The organism is Prolixibacteraceae bacterium (assembly GCA_019720755.1).
Lineage (GTDB): Bacteria > Bacteroidota > Bacteroidia > Bacteroidales > Prolixibacteraceae > Halosquirtibacter > Halosquirtibacter laminarini.
Genome location: CP081303.1, coordinates 4,348,890 through 4,369,141 on the forward strand (window position 1 = coordinate 4,348,890; position 20,252 = coordinate 4,369,141).

Below are 20,252 nucleotides of genomic sequence, written 5' to 3' on the forward strand. Positions count from 1 at the left end.
AAAACGTTAATACATAGGGTAAAACTCTTTTCTTCTCCTAGAAAAGAGTTTTACTTGTTTTTGAAATCTGTGTTAGGAGTTACTCCAGGGAAACTTCTATTTTATGATATTGCTTTCATTCATAAATCGGCATCTACAACAGATCTACGAGGGTGCCCTGTAAATAATGAGCGTCTTGAATATCTTGGTGATGCTATACTAGGAGCTGTTGTTGCAGATTACTTGTTCAAAAGGTTTCCAAATAAAGATGAGGGTTTTTTAACCCAGATGAGATCTAAGTTAGTGAATCGCTCATTTTTAACGAAACTTACATTCCAAACAGGTTTAGACCGATACGTTGAATCTACAACCAATTCGAAGAATGAGACAAGTCATATTTATGGAGATGCTTTTGAAGCGCTTATTGGTGCTTTATATCTTGATAAAGGATATGAAGTGACGCAAAGAGTGATCGTTCAAAGTATTATTCGAAAATATGTAAATATCAATGAAGTACAGGAGGTTAATACAAATTTCAAAAGTCAATTGATAGAGTGGGGACAAAAAAATAAAGTCTCAGTAACTTTTGATACCTATGAGGAGTCTCGTCAACAGTCCAACTTGCCTCCATTTATCGCAGTAGTAAAGATAGATGGGCAAAAACGTGGAAATGGGAGAGGGTATTCGAAAAAAGAAGCACAGCAGAATGCTGCTAAGAGTGCTTTTGAGAAAATGGACATATAAAAAATACAAAAAGGCGGGAGTTCCCGCCTTTTTAACCAAAACCTAAATTCACCTTGTGAAAAACTTAGTTAACCCCAAAAATTAAAACCTATTAACCATGTTTTCGGCTGCAAATCTATATTAAATGTTTTAAAACACAAACCATCTATTGGTTTTTTTTTACATTAGTCTCTGAAAATATGTAAAATAGAATGATTCTTTCTTTGTTTTTTTCATATTTTGGCATTTTAAAGTTAAATCATGTTTCAAATCTTAATCATGAAAAATTTAACATGTATCTTTAACATGTCATGAATAAAAGATTTGTTTACATATTAGGCGGTGTTATGGCATTGGTTGTCGTACTACTTATTTTAGTGCAGTACATGTCTATACGCCGAAATGTAGAGTTAAAAGAGGGCTATTTTCACAATCTAGTGAATAGTACTCTTGTGAACGTTGTTCGTCGATTAGAGATCGATGAATTTAAGAAGGGGTTGACTGAGCAGACCGTAGAGTCTTATATTGTGCTCAGAGACTCTTCACGTATCTTTATTACTGATACCATAACTTATGATGAGGATATTTCGGAAGAAGAGATTGGTAAGGATATTGGTAAGCTGACTTTTAGTAATGAAGGATCTAGTTTAAGTTTCAATCAGAGAGTTCAGCTTCAGAATCGACCGATTCTAGAACGAATAGATTCCACTATATTACGTTCGATTATTTATCAAGAGCTTCACAAGAATGGTATTAACCTTAGGTTTTTGTGTGCCATAAAGACATGTTATACGAGCTACCGTAGTTATGTATGGAAAGATCCTGGTTATGACAGTCAAGGGTATGATGAGGAGACGATGATGTTGTTTCCACAAGATATTCATCCTAAGGCATATGTTTTGGCAATCTATTTTCCTGATAAGATAGATTATATCGGACAACAGGTTGGTATGTTTGTATTACCTTCTTTTCTGTTGACTTCGATAATTATTTTGGTTTTTATTTTAACCCTCAATATAATTTTGCGTCAGAAAAAGATTTCACAAATAAAAAATGATTTTGTGAATAATATGACGCATGAGTTAAAAACTCCAATCTCAACCATCTCTTTAGCGTCCCAGATGTTAAAAGATTCAAGTGTTACGCATTCTCAGAAGTCCGTGTCACATATTTCTAGAGTGATATATGACGAAAGTAAGCGATTAAGCCATCAAGTAGAGAAGGTTTTGCAGATGGCAGTTTTTAATGAAGGTAAATTAAAGTTAATTTTTAATGAACTAAAAGTTAATGATATTGTTTATCAAGTAACAGAGAATTTTGGAGTTCGTTTTACTAAAGAAAGTGGGTCATTAGATGTTGACTTACGAGCTGATCGCGATAGAGTAAAGGCCGATGAGGTTCATTTTTCAAATGTTATCTTTAATTTATTGGATAATGCTTGTAAATATAGTGGTGAAATTCCACGAATTGAAGTAAAAACTTATAACGAGGACGATCATATCGTAGTTGAGATCAAAGATTATGGCATAGGAATTGCTAAAGAACATTTAAAGCAGATCTTTGATCGATTTTATAGAGTTCCGACAGGTAACGTACATGATGTAAAAGGTTTTGGCCTAGGATTAAGTTATGTTCACAAAGTAATTGAACAACACCAAGGTGTAATTCAAGTAGAAAGTGTACTGGGGAAGGGAACAGTGTTTAAGATTTATCTACCGGCAAAAAAATAGAATATGATTATGGAACAAAAGACACGCATTCTACTAGCAGAAGATGACGAGAATTTAGGTCTATTGCTTAAAGAGTATCTTGTGGCGAAAGGTTACGATACAGATTTATTTGAAGATGGAGAAGCTGCTTATCATGGTTTTATGAAGAGTAAGTATAGTTTATGCATTTTCGATGTGATGATGCCAAAGAAAGATGGGTTTTCTTTAGCAAAGGATATTCGAATGGTAAATGCAGACATTCCAATTATCTTCTTAACGGCAAAGAATCTAAAAGAGGATGTTTTAGAAGGGTTTAAAATTGGTGCGGATGATTATATGACCAAACCGTTTAGTATGGAAGAACTAATTTTCCGTATTGAAGCAATATTGCGTCGTATCTCTCAAGAGAACCAAGAGTCTGCTCAAACAGTATTTAAATTGGGAAATTTAAGTTTTGATTCTCGTAAGCAGACTTTGACAAATCAGTTGAATGATGATATTACTAAATTGACTACAAAAGAGTCGGATTTGTTACGTCTTCTTTGTGTTAATGCTAATAAAGTTCTTGAAAGAAATTTTGCATTGAAAACGATATGGGTTGATGACAACTATTTCAATGCAAGAAGCATGGATGTTTATATCACGAAACTGCGAAAGCATTTAAAACAAGAACCAAGCGTTGAGATTATCAACGTTCATGGTAAAGGATATAAGTTGATCGTATAATTTTAAAAAAAGAGCTCTAAAAAAGAGCTCTTTTTTTTGCTCTTTATAATCTGATTTTACTCTTTGTCTTCTCTTTTATTCATTATAGGATTCCATCCTTGCGCTTCCAAAGGGATAAATTTACCCATGCCCGCAGTCACGAGGTTTGCTCCTTCTTCTTTCTCTGTAATATGTCCTAGAACTGAGATCATCGGGTTGTTTTTAATCTTATCGTACTCCTTGATGTCGATTGTGAAGAGAAGTTCATAGTCTTCACCTCCATTTAATGCTGCCACAATAGGGTTCATGTTCATCTCTTGTGCCAGGTCTTGAGTGTTTGGATGATAAGGAATCTTATCCTCGTATACGCGACATCCAACGCCTGACTGTTCACAAAGGTGTAGCACTTCAGAAGACAAACCATCAGAGATATCGATCATTGCAGTAGGGCATACATCGTTGTCTTTGAAAAGTTGAATAACATCTTTTCTTGGTTCTGGTTTTAATTGTCTTTCAAGAAGATAGTCGTACTCTTTAAACTCTGGTTGCATCTTTGGGTTTACTTTGTATACCTCATTTTCTCTTTCAAGAAGTTGAAGTCCCATATATGCGCCACCAAGATCTCCAGAAACACAAAGAAGATTGCTTGGTTTTGCTCCATTTCTATAAACCACTTTTTCTTCGTCTACTTCCCCTATCGCAGTAATGGAAATGGTTAGTCCTGTAAGAGAAGATGTAGTGTCACCACCAACAAGATCAACACCATATCTTTGACAAGCTAGATGTATTCCTTGATATAGTTGTTCAATTGCTTCTAATGAAAATTTAGAGGATAGAGCAAGAGAAACGGTCACCTGTTTTGGGGTGGCATTCATTGCATAAACATCTGATAAATTCACTGCAATAGCTTTGTATCCTAGATGTTTTAAAGGAACATACATTAAATTGAAATGAATCCCTTCAGTCAGCATATCAGTGGTAACAACAACTCTTTTGTTTGGGTAATTCAATACCGCACAGTCGTCGCCAACCCCTTTGATAGTACTCTCGTTTTGTAACGCTATTTTGTTGGTTAAATGCTTAATAAGACCAAACTCTCCAAGGTCGGATAGCTCCGTTTTTTGATTACTCATGAGGTTCACAGTTTTTTAAGACCTATTGGTATGATTTATAACTTTTCTACTGCAAAAATAGGATTTGTTTGTTATCTTTGCAATTAATATTAAACGAGTCTGAATAACTCAGTTAACGTTATAATAGCCTGCGAGAGAGAGGTGGTTTGCTGAGGTGTTGATTCAGAACATTACAAATCTTCTTTATTGTATTTTTAAGGAGAGATAATAATAAGAGGAATCAAGATGGGAGATCAAGATAAGTTACTTAACGAAGTCACACAGAGAGAATATCAGTATGGCTTTGTCTCAGATATTGATACGGAGACGATCACAAAAGGTCTTAATGAAGACGTTATTCGCCTTATCTCTTCAAAGAAGAAGGAGCCGAAGTTTATGTTGGATTATAGGCTGAAAGCCTACAGATATTGGCTGAAGATGGAAATGCCCAAATGGGCTCACCTTAATATACCAGAGATAGATTTTCAAGAAATAATCTATTATGCAGCTCCAAAAAGCACACCCAAATATGAGAGTCTAGATGAAGTTGACCCTGAATTATTAGCTACTTTTGATAAGCTGGGAATACCACTTCAAGAGCAGAAACAACTTACAGGTATTGCAGTAGATGCTGTGATCGATAGTGTTTCTGTGAAAACTACTTTTAAAGAGACTCTTTCCGAGAAAGGGATTATTTTTTGTTCGTTTAGTGAAGCGGTACAAGAACATCCAGATCTTATACAAAAATATTTAGGGAAAGCAGTCCCTTATACCGATAACTATTTCTCTGCACTAAATTCTGCAGTATTTAGTGATGGTTCGTTCTGTTATATTCCTAAGGGGGTAAGATGTCCAATGGAACTATCTACGTACTTTAGAATTAATGCCTCTAATACAGGTCAGTTCGAGAGGACTTTAATTGTTGCTGAGGATGATTCTTATGTGTCATACCTAGAGGGGTGTACTGCTCCACAAAGAGACGAGAACCAGTTGCACGCTGCTGTTGTTGAGATTATATTAGAAAAAGGAGCAGAGGTAAAGTATAGTACTGTTCAGAACTGGTATCCTGGAGACAAGGATGGCAAAGGAGGTATCTATAACTTTGTTACGAAAAGAGGTATTTGTCGTGGAGATCGTTCCAAGCTTCTTTGGAATCAGGTAGAGACAGGATCAGCTGTTACATGGAAGTACCCTAGTTGTGTTCTTATTGGAGACGATACTGTGGCTGAATTTAATTCAGTGGCACTAACCAATAACTACCAACAGGCTGATACAGGAACCAAAATGATTCATATCGGTAAAAACTCAAAGAGTACTATTGTATCAAAAGGGATTTCTGCTGGAAAATCAAGCAATGCATATCGTGGTTTGGTAAAAGTTGGGAAGAATGCCAACAATGCTAGAAACTTCTCACAGTGTGATTCGCTTCTTTTGGGAAACCAATGTGGAGCTCATACATTCCCATATGTTGAAGTTGCTAATAATACTGCAGTGGTTGAACATGAAGCTACTACTTCTAAGATTGGTGAAGATCAGATATTTTATTGTAATCAACGAGGGATATCTACTGAAGATGCCATTGGTATGATCGTAAATGGTTATGCTAAAGAGGTTATCAATAAACTTCCAATGGAGTTTGCTGTGGAAGCACAAAGACTCCTTGAAATCAGTTTAGAAGGTAGTGTAGGGTAAAGAAAGTGTAGAAGTAAAAAAGAGAAAAGAAAAAAGTTATGCTAAAAATAAAAGACCTTCAAGCTTCGGTAGAAGGAAAACAGATTTTAAATGGACTAAATCTTGAGGTAAAACCAGGAGAAGTACATGCTATTATGGGACCTAACGGTGCTGGTAAATCTACTTTGGCCAATGTTTTGTCTGGAAATGATAAATATGATATTATCGGTGGTTCTGTTGAATTTGATGGAAAATCATTAATAGATCTATCCCCAGAAGATCGTTCTAGAGAGGGATTGTTTTTGAGTTTCCAGTACCCCGTAGAGATTCCTGGTGTAAGTATGGTTAATTTCTTAAAGACCGCTGTAAACGAACATCGTAAGTATAAAAATCTACCTCCATTGAAAGCTGGAGACTTTTTGAAGATGATGCGTGAAAAGAAAGATCTTGTGCATATCGACTCAACTCTTACAAACCGTTCAGTAAATGAAGGTTTCTCAGGAGGAGAGAAGAAAAAGAATGAGATTTTTCAGATGGCAATGCTTCAACCTAAACTATCTATTCTAGATGAGACTGATTCTGGTTTGGATATTGATGCACTTCGTGTGGTTGCAAATGGTGTGAATGCGTTGAAAACAAAAGATAATGCAACGATTGTTGTAACTCACTATCAGCGATTATTAGACTATATTGTTCCTGATTATGTACATATTTTGTATAAGGGACGTATTGTGAAGACTGCTGGAAAAGAGTTGGCACTTGAGTTAGAAGAAAAAGGATACGATTGGATTAAAGAAGAGATGGGAGAGTAAGCCTTATGAGCGACAACAAAGCTTTAAATACTGCAACATCTCTACTTCATGATCTGTATCAGAAGAAGAGTGATGCAATTGCAAAAAGTTCTTCTGATTTGATGAATATACACAGAGAAAAAGCATTAGAGGCTTTTCTATCTCAAGGTGTACCATCAAAAAAGGTTGAGAACTATAAATATACTAGTCTTACTGAAGTTTTTGAAAAGACTTGGGAAGTCGTAACTTCTCCAGAAGAGGCTATAGTGAATATTGAGGAGGTATTTCAATGTGATGTGCCTGACCTTGAGACATATAATATTTTAGCTGTAAATGGCTGGTATTATACACACAACCAGCATGAAGGATTGCCTGAAGGGGTAACTGTTTGTAGCATGAAAGATGCTGTGAAGAACCATACAGATAAAGTTTTAGAGGTATTAGGAAAATATACGGATAGTTCTAAAGATCCAGTATTGGCATTGAATACGATGTTTGCACAGGATGGTATCTTTATTCACGTCGACAAGGGAGTCGTATTGGAGCGACCACTTCAAGTGATTAATTTACTTTCGTCAAAAGAAGATCGTCTTTGCTCACAGCGTAATGTGGTCATTCTTGAACCAAATAGTCAGATAAAAGTGGCTGTTTGTGACCATACATTGACTTCCAATTCATTTGTTTTCAGTAATATGACAGAGGTGTTGGTCAAAGAGAATGCTTCTATGGATATGTATAATGTTCAGAATCAGAGTGACCAAACAGTGAATCTGTGTGGCATTAACATTGAGCAGCATAAGAATAGTAATGTATTGACTCATGCGGTGGTGCTTCATGGAGGATTGGTTCGTAATAATCTTACAATCAACCTTAATGGTGAGAATGCGAATGCAAGTATGTATGGTATCTCAGTAGCAGACCAACATCAACATATTGATAATTTTACTACGATCTATCATAGTAAACCGTACTGTAATAGCAAACAGGTTTACAAAAATGTGATGTCTGGAGAGTCAGAAGGTGTATTTACGGGGTGTATTAATGTGATGCCTTATGCTGAAAAAACAGCTGCTTTCCAACAGAACAATAGTTTGCTTTTGACAGATACAGCTAAGATGAATAGTAAGCCACAGCTTATTATTGATAATGATGATGTAAAGTGTAGCCATGGTGCTACAGTTGGTCAAATTGATGAAGAGGCATTGTTCTATCTTCGTTCACGTGGTATTGTAGAAGATGAAGCTCGTTTGATGATGATCTTTGCCTTTGCCCATGATGTGTTGACAAACTTACGTATCGATGCATTGAGAGATCGTATTGATCAATTGCTTGAACGTCGTCTACGCGGAGAGGAATCTCCTTGTGATTCGTGTGCTATTGATTGTAACTCTTAATTTTACTTAGTAGAATTGTTGAGATTACACTTTTACGACATTCTTGGCCTATTTTTTTAGGTTTAATTATAATATAGAAAGGTATCTCATACGTTTTATGAATGTATTGGGATGCCTTTTTTAATAAGCTTTATATTATGAGTTTTGATGTTCAAGAATTTAGAAGTCATTTCCCTATCTTGGATCAACAGATCTACCCTAAGAAAGATCTAGTTTATTTTGATAATGCAGCAACTACCCAGAAACCTTGTTGCGTTTTGGATGCTGTTGAACGATATATGATGAAGGTGAATGGTAATATTCATCGAGGAACACATAAGATGGCTGCGGAGGCAACTGTTGCTTATGAAGCGGTCAGAGATCAAGTCACTAAGATATTGAACGCATCTTGTCGTGAAGAGGTTGTTTTTACGAAAGGAACGACTGAATCTATCAATTTGGTTTCCTATTCATTAGGTGAGATATGGATTAATGAGGGAGATGAAATACTCGTTTCTGAACTTGAACATCATGCAAATATTGTTCCTTGGCAGATGTTGTGTCAAAGAAAAGGGGCTGTTCTAAAAGTCATTCCTTTTAATGAGAAAGGGGAATTGAAATTGGATGTGTTCGAGAACTTGCTTTCTGATAAAACAAAGATCGTGGCAGTTAATCATGCATCAAATGTTTTGGGTACAATAAATCCTATCGAATATATTATTGGTAAAGCACATGAGTACGGAGCTTATGTACTAATTGATGGGGCACAAGGTGTTGGACACTGTGAAGTAGATGTACAAAAGCTAGATTGTGATTTTTATGTCTTTTCTGGTCATAAATATTATGGACCTACTGGAACAGGTGCTTTGTATGGGAAGAAAGAGATTTTAGAACGTATGCCTCCATTTATGACAGGAGGGGAGATGATTGAAACGGTCACTTTCAAAGAGACTACGTTTAATGTTCTTCCATATAAATTTGAGCCTGGAACACCGAATTATACTGATGTGATAGGTTTGGGAGCTGCTCTTAATTTTGTTGATTCTTATGGAAAGAGTAATCTAGTTGCCTGGGAATTGGAGTTGTTTCAATACGCTATGGTGAAGTTAAAAAACATTGAAGGAATACGCTTTTTTGGTACATCTGATAATAAAGTAGGAATTATCTCCTTTGCAATTGATGGTGTGCACCATTTCGATTTAGGGACTCTGTTAGACCAATTAGGATTTGCTGTTCGAACTGGCCGTTTGTGTGCTGACCCAATTATGGATCATTTCGATGTACAAGGGGTTACTCGTGCATCTTTAGCCCCATATAACACCAAAGAAGAGGTGGATCGTTTCTATGAAGCACTGTTACGCATTCAACAGATGTTTGTATAGTTCATAATGCCCAATACTTTTTATAATTTTGTGATATAGATTATTCAAATAGGTTATAAGAGATATACAATAATGAAAACAATAAGCGAAGTACAAGACGAGATAATAGAGGAGTTTTCTTTGTTCGATGATTGGATGGATAAATATGCCAATCTTATTGAGATGGGAAACGAATTGGAGGATATTGATCCAAAGTATAAGGTGGACAATTATCTTATCAAGGGGTGTCAAAGTCGAGTATGGCTCTATCCTACTTTTGAAGAGGGAAGAATACATTTTGATGGTGAGAGTGATGCAATAATAGTGAAAGGCTTGGTGTCGCTTTTATTGAAAGTTTATGAAAATAGAACCCCTAAAGAAATTTTAAATTCTGAGTTATATTTTATTGAAAAGATTGGTTTAACCCAACATCTTTCACCAACTCGTTCTAATGGTCTTTTGTCTATGGTTAAACAGATGAGGCTGTATGCAATGGCTTATGATAGAAAGATGAATGTTTAAAAATGAAGTTATGGATAAAAGAATAGATGAGATTATAGATAATCTAAAGGAGGTATATGATCCAGAGATTCCAGTGAATGTGTATGATCTTGGTATGATATACAGTGTGGATGTGAAAGATGATGTTGCAATTGTTGTGATGACACTTACTGCACCCAACTGCCCTGCTGCCGATATGATTTTAGAAGATGTGAAATATTCATCAGAGAAAGCAGAGGGAATTAAAGAGGCGAAAGTAGAACTTACCTTTGAGCCAGCATGGGATAAATCAATGATGTCTGAAGAGGCTCGTTTGGAATTAGGATTTATGTAAAAAAAAGTGTTCGGTTAACTTTTTGGAAATCAGGGATGGTTGTAAAAAGTTTGATTTTTTTGTCTTCAAAATTTTGAAGTTAATCCAAAACATATTTTATTTGCATCGTCTTAAAGAAATAAGGCGAACATGATTGACCCATGGTGTAATTGGCAACACATCTGATTTTGGTTCAGAAGAGTCCAGGTTCGAGCCCTGGTGGGTCAACTGTCTAGTGTATATACAAGCTTCCAATTTGTTGTATGCTAGATGAACGAGGCTGTTGGAGAAATCCGACAGCCTTTTTTATTTCTGTATGGTTTGTTGAGTGCAAGTCTCAGTATGTGCCGAGTTGATAGGAAAGATTGGTGATTGGCAAGGGGGTTGGAGGGAACTCCAAATCTAAAGGAGGCCATTAGCAAAATTGAAGTACTATCTCACAGAAATATGATATAAGGCCAACTAATGATAGGGCAATCGAGATAATGACAGAGAATGTCCAAAATTAAACTGTAGCTATTAGAATAAATTAGTCAAAGAATATTTATCACTAGAGATCTCACGTCCTGTTGCAACCGCGACAAACTGAACGGTAACAATTGTTTATGATCAGTGCGAAGTCAACAAATATGATCGCTTTTATTAGGATTACCCTCCAACGTTTGAAAAGAGCTCAACAAAAGAACCTGTTTTTATCAACAATGCATGCTAAATAAGCCTCTTCTGAGCTTTATACTATTGATACTTCTTAAAATAACCTGAGAAGTTACGAATACTCTCTTTTTTATTTATAAGGGATACTACTATTAAATTCTGTATTTTTACAGATGTAATAAGTCAAAATAGAACTATGAGTACTCCAGCCTCTATTCAGAAAGAAAAAATAGAGTTAACAAATTCCATCTATTCCTACTTACTTTATTCTGAAGATCGTTGTCCAGAGAAGGTGATGATATTTGTTCATGGATTAGGTGTCTATACGAATCTTTATAGAGATTGGCTTGATCAATTTGTGGAGAATGGATACGCTATTTATTGCTTTGACTTGCCAGGTCATGGATTGTCTCTAGGCATGCGTGGAGATATTGGGTCTTATGAGTCATTATTTTTATTAATAGATCGTTTGTTCGAACTGTCAAAGAGGAGATACGTTTCGATCCCGGTGGTTCTTTATGGTCATAGTCTTGGTGGAAATATCGTTTTATCATATTTGAAGCAAAAGAAAAATAGTGTGGTTGCAGCAACAGTAGTTACTGGACCATGGCTTCAATTGAATGGACGTTTTTATTGTTTGGCATCGTACATTAGTTCTTTTTTAAATAAAAGGGGATTACATTTGATTGTTCCAAGAAAGATCAAACTACTAGAAGACCTCAAAAGAAATAATCCCGATCCTTATCTGCATTATAATATCTCCACCGATACTTTCTATCAAGCTCAAGCTTATGGGAAAGACTTATTACAAAAAAACTCTTTAGATGATCAGATATTAATTGTTCATGGATTATTAGATAGAGTGACTTCGGCGGATCTTAGTAGAAAGTTGGCTTTATTTAATTCAAATACTACATTTAAAGGTTTTGATAAAACGGCGCATCATCTCCTCTACTCTGAGGAATGTGCTACAATTTTTAAATATATTAATCACTGGATAGATGAGTCAATTTAAAGATTTTAGAACCACTATAGACCCTATTGAAGCCCCCAAAGAGCTACGTTATGGGGATAGAATAATGATGTTGGGGTCTTGCTTCACAAATAACATAGGAGATCGTTTAAAGAGAGTTAAATTCGATACAATGGTTAATCCTTTAGGAATTCTATACAACCCAAGCTCTTTGGCTTCTGCTTTAGAACGCATTGTGGATGGTAGAACTTTAGAAGAAGAGGATATCGAATGGTTTGGGAATAGTTATGGAAGTTTTGAGTTTCATAGTGATTTTAATAGAGTTTCGAAGCAGGAGTGTTTGGATCTAATTAATCGAACAATTGTAGAAGCGCATGAGTATATAAAGAAGTGTCAACACCTGTTTATAACCTTTGGTACTTCTTATATATATGAAAGGAAATCAACAGGTTCTATTGTTGGAAACTGTCATAAACAACCCGAAAAAGAGTTTAAACGGTTTAGGTTATCCCCAAGTGAAGTGGTTATGAATTGGGCCGACATACTTAAAAGAGTATGGGCGGTTAATCCAAATATTCAGGTTACTTTCACAGTGAGTCCAATTCGACATCTGAGAGATGGAGCTGTGGGGAACCAACGGAGTAAATCAGTCCTTTTATTGTCCATCGATCGTCTGATTGAAGGTTATAGCAAGAAAAATATTGGTTATTATCCTGCATATGAGATCATGATGGATGATTTAAGAGATTATCGTTTTTATGCCAAAGATATGGTTCACCCTTCTGACTTGGCAGTTGATTATATTTGGGATCATTTCTTAAAATGTCATATAACAGAGGAAACGCGTGTTCTTATGCAGAAGATTAACAAAATAGTAATGTCTGCATCTCATCGACCTATAAATCCCAATGGAAATGAGTATAAAGTGTTTGTATCCAGACTTTTGAGTAGAATTGAGGAGTTGTCTTCCATATATCCGGAGATTGATTTTTCTGATATTATTCATCAATTTAATTAAAAAAAAACTGAATAATTTCATCTTTATAGATAGTTAGTTTAACTTTATGAGAATAACAAAGTGCTTTTTTTATAAAAAGAGTGCACTAACCACCACACTAAAATCTTATAAGTATGAACTATCTTAAGTTTGATAAGTATCAACTTGTTAATCTAGAACACTCTTTGTCAAAGGAGATTCTAAGAACGAACAAGTCAGGTACTTACTCTTGCACAACTCTTACAGGTTGTAATACAAGAAAGTATCATGGATTGTTTGTTTGCCAGCTAGATGAACTAGATGGAAATAAACATGTCCTGTTATCATCATTAGATACAACGATTATTCAGCATGGAGAAGAATTTAATCTAGGAATTCATAAATATCCAGGTGGATTTTATGAGCCGAAAGGACATAAATATATTCGCGATTTTTCTATTGATACAATACCTAAGACTACTTATAGAGTTGGAGGAGTTGTGCTTTCGATGGAGCGTCTGTTAATAGAGAATACAGATCAACTGATTGTAAAGTATACACTTGAGGATGCACATTCGGATACGACGCTACGTTTCCGACCTTTCTTGGCATTTCGATGTGTACACGATCTCTCCAAAGAGAATCTTTATGCAGAAAAACGACATGGAAATACAGTCCAGGGGACAACACATAAGTTGTATGAAAGTTATCCCGAACTCTTTCTTCAACTGTCAAAAAAGAATGAGTTTATAGAGATCCCTGATTGGTACAAAAATATTGAGTATACCAAAGAGAAAGAGAGAGGTTATGACTATCATGAAGACCTTTTTGTTCCTGGATACTTTGAGGTACCTATTCAAAAAGGAGAAAGTGTCTATTTTTCATGTTCTCTTGAAGAGATGGCTTATCCTGAAAATATAGAGACTCTTTTTAGGAAAGAACTACATAAACGAAAAAAACGAGACTCTTTTCACTCGTACCTGACCAATGCTTCAAACCAGTTTCTTGTAAAGAGAAAGAATAGGATGGACCTTAGCGCAGGATATCCATGGTATGATGGAGTCGTGACCCAAACTTTCGTATCTATTCCTGGTATGTTGGAAAATGATACGACTGTATCTGTTATTGAAAATATTCTTGATACTCAGGTAAAGAAATTATCTAAAGGATTATTCCCTAAATATTGGGGAGTTGGTAGATATATTTATGATACCATGGATGCTTCAATGTATTTCTTTGTTGCCTTACAAAAACTCGAGAAAGTTACTGACGATCCTGCTCGTATTTGGAAGAAATATGGTAAATATATGTTGGAGATAATTCGTGCTTTCAGAGAAGGTACACTTCATGATATTAAAATGCATTCTAATGGATTGATCTCAGGAGGTGATGGTTCAGTGCCTCTTACTTGGATGGATGCAATGGTTCAAGGAGCTCCAGTAACACCAAGAAATGGATTTCCTGTAGAGGTGAATGCAATGTGGTACAATGCAATTAGATATACCCAATATCTTTCAAAACTGGCTGATGAATCTTCTGTATATAAGGAACTAGAACTGTTGTCTCCGTTGGTTAAGAGATCATTTAGAGATATGTTTTGGAGTGAAGAGAAAGGGTATCTTGCTGATAATATTTCATTGGATGGAACAAAAGACTGGTCTGTTCGACCCAATATGTTGATTGCAGTTTCATTGGATTGTAGCCCGGTCACAAGAGAGGTGGAGAAGAAAGTTCTTAGCTGCGTTAAGAAAGAGTTGCTCACCCCAAAAGGTATTCGTTCACTTAGCCCTAAAGATAGTCGTTATAAGGGAGACTCTAAAGGAACTCAAGATAAACGGTCATTGGCAATGCATCAAGGAAATGCTCACCCTTGGCTTGTTGCTCTATTTGTTAAGTCATATTTAAGAGTCCATAAGAAAGGTGGGATATCTTTCTGCAAATCGATTCTTAATGAGTATCAGAAAGAATTAAATCAACACTGTGTTGGTTCTATATCTGAAGTTTATAGTGGAAACCCTCCTTATGAACCATCAGGGGCTATATCTCAAGCTTGGTCTGTTAACTCACTACTACTAGCTGCAAAAGAGATAAGAGAAGTGGAATATAAATATGAAGTTACATCTGTTTAAAAGATATTTATGAAAGTATTGATGTTTGGCTGGGAATTTCCACCTCATATTAGTGGTGGTCTTGGAACAGCAAGTTATGGATTAACCAAAGGGTTAGCCAATTTTAGCGATGTAGATGTAACTTTTGTTGTGCCAAAAGCCTATGGAGATGAGGATACAACGAAGGTGGATAAGATTATTGGTGCAGGAGATATTGCTATTGCACATAGAAATATAACTTTTGAAGATGTACAAAAGAAGATTGACTTCTATGAAGTTCAGTCAAACTTGATTCCCTATGTGGGTGAAGAGGAGTTTTATAAAATTACTCAGAAAAAGATCAAAGCTCAATCGAAACTAGTAGAGACAAATGAAGAGGGTTGTCTAGAATTTACTGGTAAATATGGAGCTGATCTTATTCAAGAGATATATCGTTACTCGTTGGTTGCAAGAGCAATTGCACAAGATAACGACTTTGATATTATTCATGCGCATGATTGGTTGGCGTATCCTGCTGGTATTGAAGCAAAAAAAGCATCTGGAAAACCATTAGTTATTCATGTTCATGCTACTGACTTTGATCGAAGTGGAGGGAGTGTGAATCCTAAGGTTTATGCGATTGAAAGAGAAGGTATGGAAGCTGCTGACCGTATTATTACGGTCAGTAATTTGACGCGCAATATTGTGATCGAAAAATATGGGATCGATCCGAATAAGGTGGAGACTGTTTATAATGCAGTAGAGCCTATTGAAAAGAAAGATCTTTCCATAAAGAAAGGAGTGGATGAAAAGATTGTGACCTTTCTAGGACGTATCACGATGCAAAAAGGGCCTGAATATTTTATCGAAGCAGCATATAAGGTTTTAGAGCATACCGATAATGTGCGATTTGTGATGGCTGGAAATGGAGATCTTATGAATAAGATGGTTACTCGTGCGGCCCAATTAGGTATTACCGATAAATTTCACTTTACAGGCTTTCTAAAAGGAGCAGAAGTATTTGATATGTTGCGTATCAGCGATGTCTATGTGATGCCTTCTGTATCGGAACCATTTGGTATATCTCCTCTTGAGGCAATGCAAGCAGATGTGCCAGTGATAATCTCTAAACAATCTGGGGTGGCTGAAGTTCTTAAACATGCAATTAAAGTAGATTTTTGGGATGTCAATGCACTTGCTGATGCTATCCATGGTATCATTAGTTATCCTTCGCTTCCAAGTATGTTTAAGAAATATGGTCGTCTTGAAGTGGATGGATTAGAGTGGAAGAAGTCTGCAGAACATGTAAAGAAAGTTTATGAATACACCTTAAAATTAGCCAACGCTTAAGAAGAATTGATATGAAAAAGATCTCACTATATTTTCAAATACACCACCCATTTAATTTACGTAAATATCGCTTTCTTGATATTGGAAACGATCATTACTATTTTGATGACTACCATAATGAAAGTGAAATACAGAACATGGCTTCTTCAATCTACCTTCCTAATAATGATAGGTTGAAGAGACTTATTGAAACACATGATGGTAATTTTAAAGTGGCATTTTCTATATCGGGTACGACAATAGAGATGTTTGAGAAATATTGTCCAGTGGTAATCGATTCTTTTAAAGAATTGGTAGAGACAGGATGTGTTGAATTTTTGGCTGAGACCTATGCGCACTCGTTGTCTTCAGTTAAAGATGAGAATGAGTTTAAACGTCAGGTTGAACAACATCGTTCAAAGATAGAATCTCTTTTTGGACAGACACCGAAGGTGTTTCGAAATAGTGAACTGATCTATTCGGACGAAATTGGTTCAGTTGTTGCTTCTATGGGATTTGATGGAATGATTACAGAGGGAGCGAAACATGTTTTAGGATGGAAGAGTCCAAATTTCGTATACTGTAATTCTTTAAATCCTAGGTTGAAAATATTACTACGCAATTATAAGCTTAGTGATGATATCCGTTTTAAGTTTTCTAATACGGAATGGAGCGAATATCCATTGACACCAGAGAAATATGTGTCGTGGATAAAATCTTCTGGAGATACTGAGGAGATATATAATATTTGTTTCGATTATGAGACGATTGGTAAACAAAATAACAAAGAGAGTGGTATATATGATTTTGTAGACTCTTTCGTTGATTTGGTTGTATCTGATAAGGTATTGGAGTTTGATACTCCATCCAATGTAATTGATCGCTTACAGACAATCTCTTCAGTACATGTTCCTTACCCAATATCATGGAGTGATGAAGAGAGGGATCTCTCATCTTGGATGGGAAATGATCTTCAAAATGAAGCCTTAAATAAACTATATGATATTGCTCCTTTATTGCAAGAATCAGGTAATGCAGAGATGTTAGAGATTTGGAACTATATTCAATCATCTGATCATTTTAGATATATGAGCACCAAATGGTTCTCTGACGGAGAGATACAAATGAAGGAGAATCCTTATGACTCTCCTTATGATGCTTTTATCAATTATATGAATGTGCTGAATGATTTTAAGATCCAGTTAGAGAAAGATACACCTGAGAAAAAACTAGTAGAGGGAATTGCTGGTTTGAAAAAGATTATTGAAGCACAATTATAATCTTATAAATAAAAAGAAACACCTAAATAATGTAAGCGATCTTTCTTTTGGGAGAGATCGCTTTATGGTCAAATTACTAAGTTATGGAAAATTACTCACTACTAGGTGCGAACCAACAGTCAATGCCTATTTGGAAAAAGATTGTAATTGAATCGGAGCTTTTTGAGGAGCTTACTCCTCTGAAGAAAATAGCAAATAATCTTTGGTGGACATGGAATGATGATGCCCAAGATTTGTTTGAATCTATTGACGCAGATCTATGGTATCGTTGCAATAAGAACCCAATAGTATTACTTCAAGAAGTGCCATTAGATCGATTAAAAGAGTTGTCTAATGATCATGAGTTTAATCTTCAGATGAAAAAGGTTGAGGCTCGTTTAGATGAATACATATACAAGAGGGAAAAACCTATTGGCCCTTCAATTGCATATTTTAGTATGGAGTTTGGACTACATGCTAGTTTGAAAATATATTCCGGTGGATTGGGGGTATTGGCTGGAGATTATCTCAAAGAGTGTTCTGATTTGAATGTGAATATGACAGGTATGGGGCTACTATATCGCTATGGGTACTTTACCCAGGTCATCAATGGCAAAGGAGAACAGAATGCTGTTTATGAAGAGGAGACTTTTACTAAAATCCCTGTGAAACCTCTTTATGATGAAAACGGTGAGTGGATTATTGTAAGTGTAGATTTTCCAGATCGTAAGGTGTTTATTCGTGTATGGGAAACCAAGGTCGGATCGATCTCTCTTATGTTATTAGATACAGATTTTGAGGCAAATGAGGAGTATGATCGCCCTATTACTCACCATCTATATGGAGGGGATAATGAGAATCGTATTAAGCAGGAGATCGTTCTTGGTATAGGGGGTATAAAGGCACTTCATAGAGCAAAGGTGAATTCAGATATTTATCATTGTAATGAGGGACATGCTGCTTTTATTTGTTTGGAAAGAATCGTTAATTATCTTAGTGAAGAACATTTGTCTTTTCAAGAAGCTGTAGAGTTGGTAAAGGCAACCAATCTATTTACAACACATACTCCTGTTCCTGCAGGACATGATTCATTTCATGTAGATCTATTCCGTACTTATTTCTATAACTACGCCTCTAAATTGAGAATTAGTTTTGAACAGTTATTATCATTTGGAAAGGCTCATCCTCACGAGGATCATTTTAATATGAGTTACCTTGCATCTAACATGTCAAACAATATTAATGGCGTGAGTAAACTGCATGGAGAAGTAAGTAGAGACCTACTAGCACCTCTTTTTCCTGGATATAGCCCAGAAGAGCTTACGAATATCGGTTTTGTAACTAATGGTGTTCACTATCCAACATGGACTAATCCAATGTGGAAGACAATTCATAAAAAGCTGCGTTCAGAAAAAGAACCTATAGATATTAGTAACTATAGCGAAGAGCAGGAGTCAAATATATGGAGTCAAATTTATCGAGTTCATGATTCGGATATTTGGCAAACTAAATTAAAGCTGAAATCTCTTTTATTTGATGATATCCAACGACGTGTGGCATCGCATACTGTAAATGGTACTATTGATCCGAGTTTGGTTAGTAATATCCTTCACAAATTTAACCCGAATACATTAACGATAGGGTTTGCTCGTCGTTTTGCTACTTATAAGAGAGCACACCTGCTTTTTAGAAATATAGATCGATTAAATGCAATCGTAAACAATCCTTCTCGTCCAGTACAACTACTTTTTGCAGGGAAAGCGCATCCCGCAGATAAAGCAGGACAAGATCTAATTCGTTTTATCCATGAAGTGTCTCAAAGAAAAGAGTTTATAGGAAAGATTATTTTCTTAGAAAACTATGATATGGAGGTGGCTAAGAAGTTAGTTCAGGGTGTTGATGTTTGGATGAACACTCCAACGCGCCCATTAGAAGCTTCTGGAACTAGTGGAGAAAAAGCGGTAATGAATGGAACGTTACATTTTTCTGTTTTAGATGGTTGGTGGTGCGAAGGTTACCGCCCTGAGGCAGGATGGGCTCTTCCTGAAGAGCGTGCTTATGAGAATCAAAACTATCAAGATGAGTTAGATGCTGATACTATCTATAATATTATAGAGAATGAAATTGTTCCTGCATACTATTATCGAGATGAACATGATGTTCCTCATCGTTGGGTTCAGTATATCAAGAATTCCTATGCAGAGGTGGTTCCTCATTTTACGATGAGTAGAATGGTGAGTGATTATAACCATCGATTTTATCTTCCAATGAAAGATCGTAAAGAGATGTTGGAGGCTAACGATCGTCAGGTTGTATCGGATCTTGTTGAGTGGAAAACAAAGGTGATTTCAAATTGGGATATCATTGAGGTGGTAAATGTGGATTTCGAGGATGGAATAAGAAATTCATATATCATGGGACATGAATATGTGTCACGTGTTAGTCTCGATCTTAAAGAGTTGCAACCTGATGATGTAAATGTCGAATTAGTAATTGCTACCATTGAGGAGAATCCAAAGATTGTGTCTAAAGATCTTTTCAAGATTAATGAAACACTTAAAGAATCTCCATTTACTCATTATGAATTGTCTTTGAACCTAGATAAACCAGGGACATATAATTATGGTATACGTATATATCCTTCAAATTCAATGCTAGCCAATAGGTTAGATCTTAAATTGGTTAAGTGGATATAATTAAAAAGAAAAGCGACACTTATGATTGGGTGTCGCTTTC

The 20,252-nt window shown here is 35.8% G+C and carries 16 protein-coding genes and 1 tRNA gene; 16 read left to right on the forward strand and 1 reads right to left on the reverse strand.

Annotated features, from left to right (window positions below; all coding sequences use genetic code 11):
* Positions 1 to 69: 69 nt before the first annotated feature.
* The 3 genes from rnc to K4L44_17290 all read left to right on the forward strand — a co-directional run bounded on the left by rnc (position 70) and on the right by K4L44_17290 (position 3,137).
* Positions 70 to 723 carry a ribonuclease III gene (rnc, locus tag K4L44_17280; GenBank protein QZE16029.1) on the forward strand — a complete coding sequence of 218 codons (654 nt, stop codon included), beginning with the start codon at positions 70 to 72 and terminating at the stop codon, positions 721 to 723.
* Between the two features lie 290 nt (positions 724 to 1,013).
* Complete coding sequence (locus K4L44_17285) at positions 1,014 to 2,432, forward strand: HAMP domain-containing histidine kinase (GenBank protein ID QZE14241.1); 1,419 nt, start codon at positions 1,014 to 1,016, stop codon at positions 2,430 to 2,432.
* A gap of 9 nt (positions 2,433 to 2,441) precedes the next feature.
* Positions 2,442 to 3,137 (forward strand): response regulator transcription factor, encoded by a 696-nt coding sequence (locus tag K4L44_17290; GenBank protein QZE14242.1) that lies wholly within the window; start codon positions 2,442 to 2,444, stop codon positions 3,135 to 3,137.
* A gap of 56 nt (positions 3,138 to 3,193) precedes the next feature.
* Here the strand turns inward: K4L44_17290 and thiL are convergent, their stop codons facing one another.
* Complete coding sequence (thiL, locus tag K4L44_17295) at positions 3,194 to 4,249, reverse strand: thiamine-phosphate kinase (GenBank protein ID QZE14243.1); 1,056 nt, start codon at positions 4,247 to 4,249, stop codon at positions 3,194 to 3,196.
* A gap of 225 nt (positions 4,250 to 4,474) precedes the next feature.
* Here thiL and sufB point away from each other — a divergent pair, with 225 nt between their 5' ends.
* The 13 genes from sufB to glgP all read left to right on the forward strand — a co-directional run bounded on the left by sufB (position 4,475) and on the right by glgP (position 20,212).
* Positions 4,475 to 5,920, forward strand: coding sequence for a Fe-S cluster assembly protein SufB (gene sufB / locus K4L44_17300; GenBank protein ID QZE14244.1), 1,446 nt, complete (start codon positions 4,475 to 4,477; stop codon positions 5,918 to 5,920).
* A gap of 38 nt (positions 5,921 to 5,958) precedes the next feature.
* Complete coding sequence (gene sufC / locus K4L44_17305) at positions 5,959 to 6,711, forward strand: Fe-S cluster assembly ATPase SufC (protein ID QZE14245.1); 753 nt, start codon at positions 5,959 to 5,961, stop codon at positions 6,709 to 6,711.
* 5 nt (positions 6,712 to 6,716) lie between these two features.
* Positions 6,717 to 8,084 carry a Fe-S cluster assembly protein SufD gene (gene sufD, locus K4L44_17310; GenBank protein ID QZE14246.1) on the forward strand — a complete coding sequence of 456 codons (1,368 nt, stop codon included), beginning with the start codon at positions 6,717 to 6,719 and terminating at the stop codon, positions 8,082 to 8,084.
* 137 nt (positions 8,085 to 8,221) lie between these two features.
* Positions 8,222 to 9,445: a SufS family cysteine desulfurase gene (locus K4L44_17315; GenBank protein ID QZE14247.1), complete on the forward strand. Its 1,224-nt coding sequence runs from the start codon at positions 8,222 to 8,224 to the stop codon at positions 9,443 to 9,445.
* 72 nt (positions 9,446 to 9,517) lie between these two features.
* Complete coding sequence (locus tag K4L44_17320; protein ID QZE14248.1) at positions 9,518 to 9,946, forward strand: SufE family protein; 429 nt, start codon at positions 9,518 to 9,520, stop codon at positions 9,944 to 9,946.
* 10 nt (positions 9,947 to 9,956) lie between these two features.
* Positions 9,957 to 10,259, forward strand: a complete 303-nt coding sequence (locus tag K4L44_17325) for an iron-sulfur cluster assembly protein (protein QZE14249.1) — start codon at positions 9,957 to 9,959, stop codon at positions 10,257 to 10,259.
* Positions 10,260 to 10,393: 134 nt separating this feature from the next.
* A tRNA-Gln gene (locus K4L44_17330) sits at positions 10,394 to 10,466 on the forward strand.
* A gap of 622 nt (positions 10,467 to 11,088) precedes the next feature.
* Entirely contained in the window at positions 11,089 to 11,907 is an 819-nt protein-coding gene (locus tag K4L44_17335; GenBank protein QZE14250.1) for a lysophospholipase, read from the forward strand.
* The gene (locus tag K4L44_17340; protein QZE14251.1) at positions 11,894 to 12,883 is read left to right on the forward strand and encodes a GSCFA domain-containing protein; all 990 of its coding nucleotides are present in this window, start codon (positions 11,894 to 11,896) and stop codon (positions 12,881 to 12,883) included. The genes K4L44_17335 and K4L44_17340 overlap by 14 nt, the downstream gene beginning before the upstream one ends.
* A 113-nt stretch (positions 12,884 to 12,996) precedes the next feature.
* The gene (locus K4L44_17345) at positions 12,997 to 14,970 is read left to right on the forward strand and encodes an amylo-alpha-1,6-glucosidase (GenBank protein ID QZE14252.1); all 1,974 of its coding nucleotides are present in this window, start codon (positions 12,997 to 12,999) and stop codon (positions 14,968 to 14,970) included.
* Between the two features lie 9 nt (positions 14,971 to 14,979).
* Complete coding sequence (locus K4L44_17350; GenBank protein ID QZE14253.1) at positions 14,980 to 16,278, forward strand: glycosyltransferase family 4 protein; 1,299 nt, start codon at positions 14,980 to 14,982, stop codon at positions 16,276 to 16,278.
* Between the two features lie 11 nt (positions 16,279 to 16,289).
* Positions 16,290 to 17,537 (forward strand): glycoside hydrolase family 57 protein, encoded by a 1,248-nt coding sequence (locus K4L44_17355; GenBank protein ID QZE14254.1) that lies wholly within the window; start codon positions 16,290 to 16,292, stop codon positions 17,535 to 17,537.
* An 83-nt stretch (positions 17,538 to 17,620) separates the two neighbouring features.
* Positions 17,621 to 20,212, forward strand: a complete 2,592-nt coding sequence (gene glgP, locus K4L44_17360; GenBank protein QZE14255.1) for an alpha-glucan family phosphorylase — start codon at positions 17,621 to 17,623, stop codon at positions 20,210 to 20,212.
* Positions 20,213 to 20,252: the final 40 nt, after the last annotated feature.

Coding starts and splice junctions, on each gene's coding strand:
- K4L44_17285 (QZE14241.1), top strand. CDS start 1,014: ATGAATAAAAGATTTGTTTACATATTAGGCGGTGTTATGGCATTGGTT.
- K4L44_17290 (QZE14242.1), top strand. CDS start 2,442: ATGGAACAAAAGACACGCATTCTACTAGCAGAAGATGACGAGAATTTA.
- thiL (QZE14243.1), bottom strand. CDS start 4,249: ATGAGTAATCAAAAAACGGAGCTATCCGACCTTGGAGAGTTTGGTCTT.
- sufB (QZE14244.1), top strand. CDS start 4,475: ATGGGAGATCAAGATAAGTTACTTAACGAAGTCACACAGAGAGAATAT.
- sufC (QZE14245.1), top strand. CDS start 5,959: ATGCTAAAAATAAAAGACCTTCAAGCTTCGGTAGAAGGAAAACAGATT.
- sufD (QZE14246.1), top strand. CDS start 6,717: ATGAGCGACAACAAAGCTTTAAATACTGCAACATCTCTACTTCATGAT.
- K4L44_17315 (QZE14247.1), top strand. CDS start 8,222: ATGAGTTTTGATGTTCAAGAATTTAGAAGTCATTTCCCTATCTTGGAT.
- K4L44_17320 (QZE14248.1), top strand. CDS start 9,518: ATGAAAACAATAAGCGAAGTACAAGACGAGATAATAGAGGAGTTTTCT.
- K4L44_17325 (QZE14249.1), top strand. CDS start 9,957: ATGGATAAAAGAATAGATGAGATTATAGATAATCTAAAGGAGGTATAT.
- K4L44_17335 (QZE14250.1), top strand. CDS start 11,089: ATGAGTACTCCAGCCTCTATTCAGAAAGAAAAAATAGAGTTAACAAAT.
- K4L44_17340 (QZE14251.1), top strand. CDS start 11,894: ATGAGTCAATTTAAAGATTTTAGAACCACTATAGACCCTATTGAAGCC.
- K4L44_17345 (QZE14252.1), top strand. CDS start 12,997: ATGAACTATCTTAAGTTTGATAAGTATCAACTTGTTAATCTAGAACAC.
- K4L44_17350 (QZE14253.1), top strand. CDS start 14,980: ATGAAAGTATTGATGTTTGGCTGGGAATTTCCACCTCATATTAGTGGT.
- K4L44_17355 (QZE14254.1), top strand. CDS start 16,290: ATGAAAAAGATCTCACTATATTTTCAAATACACCACCCATTTAATTTA.
- glgP (QZE14255.1), top strand. CDS start 17,621: ATGGAAAATTACTCACTACTAGGTGCGAACCAACAGTCAATGCCTATT.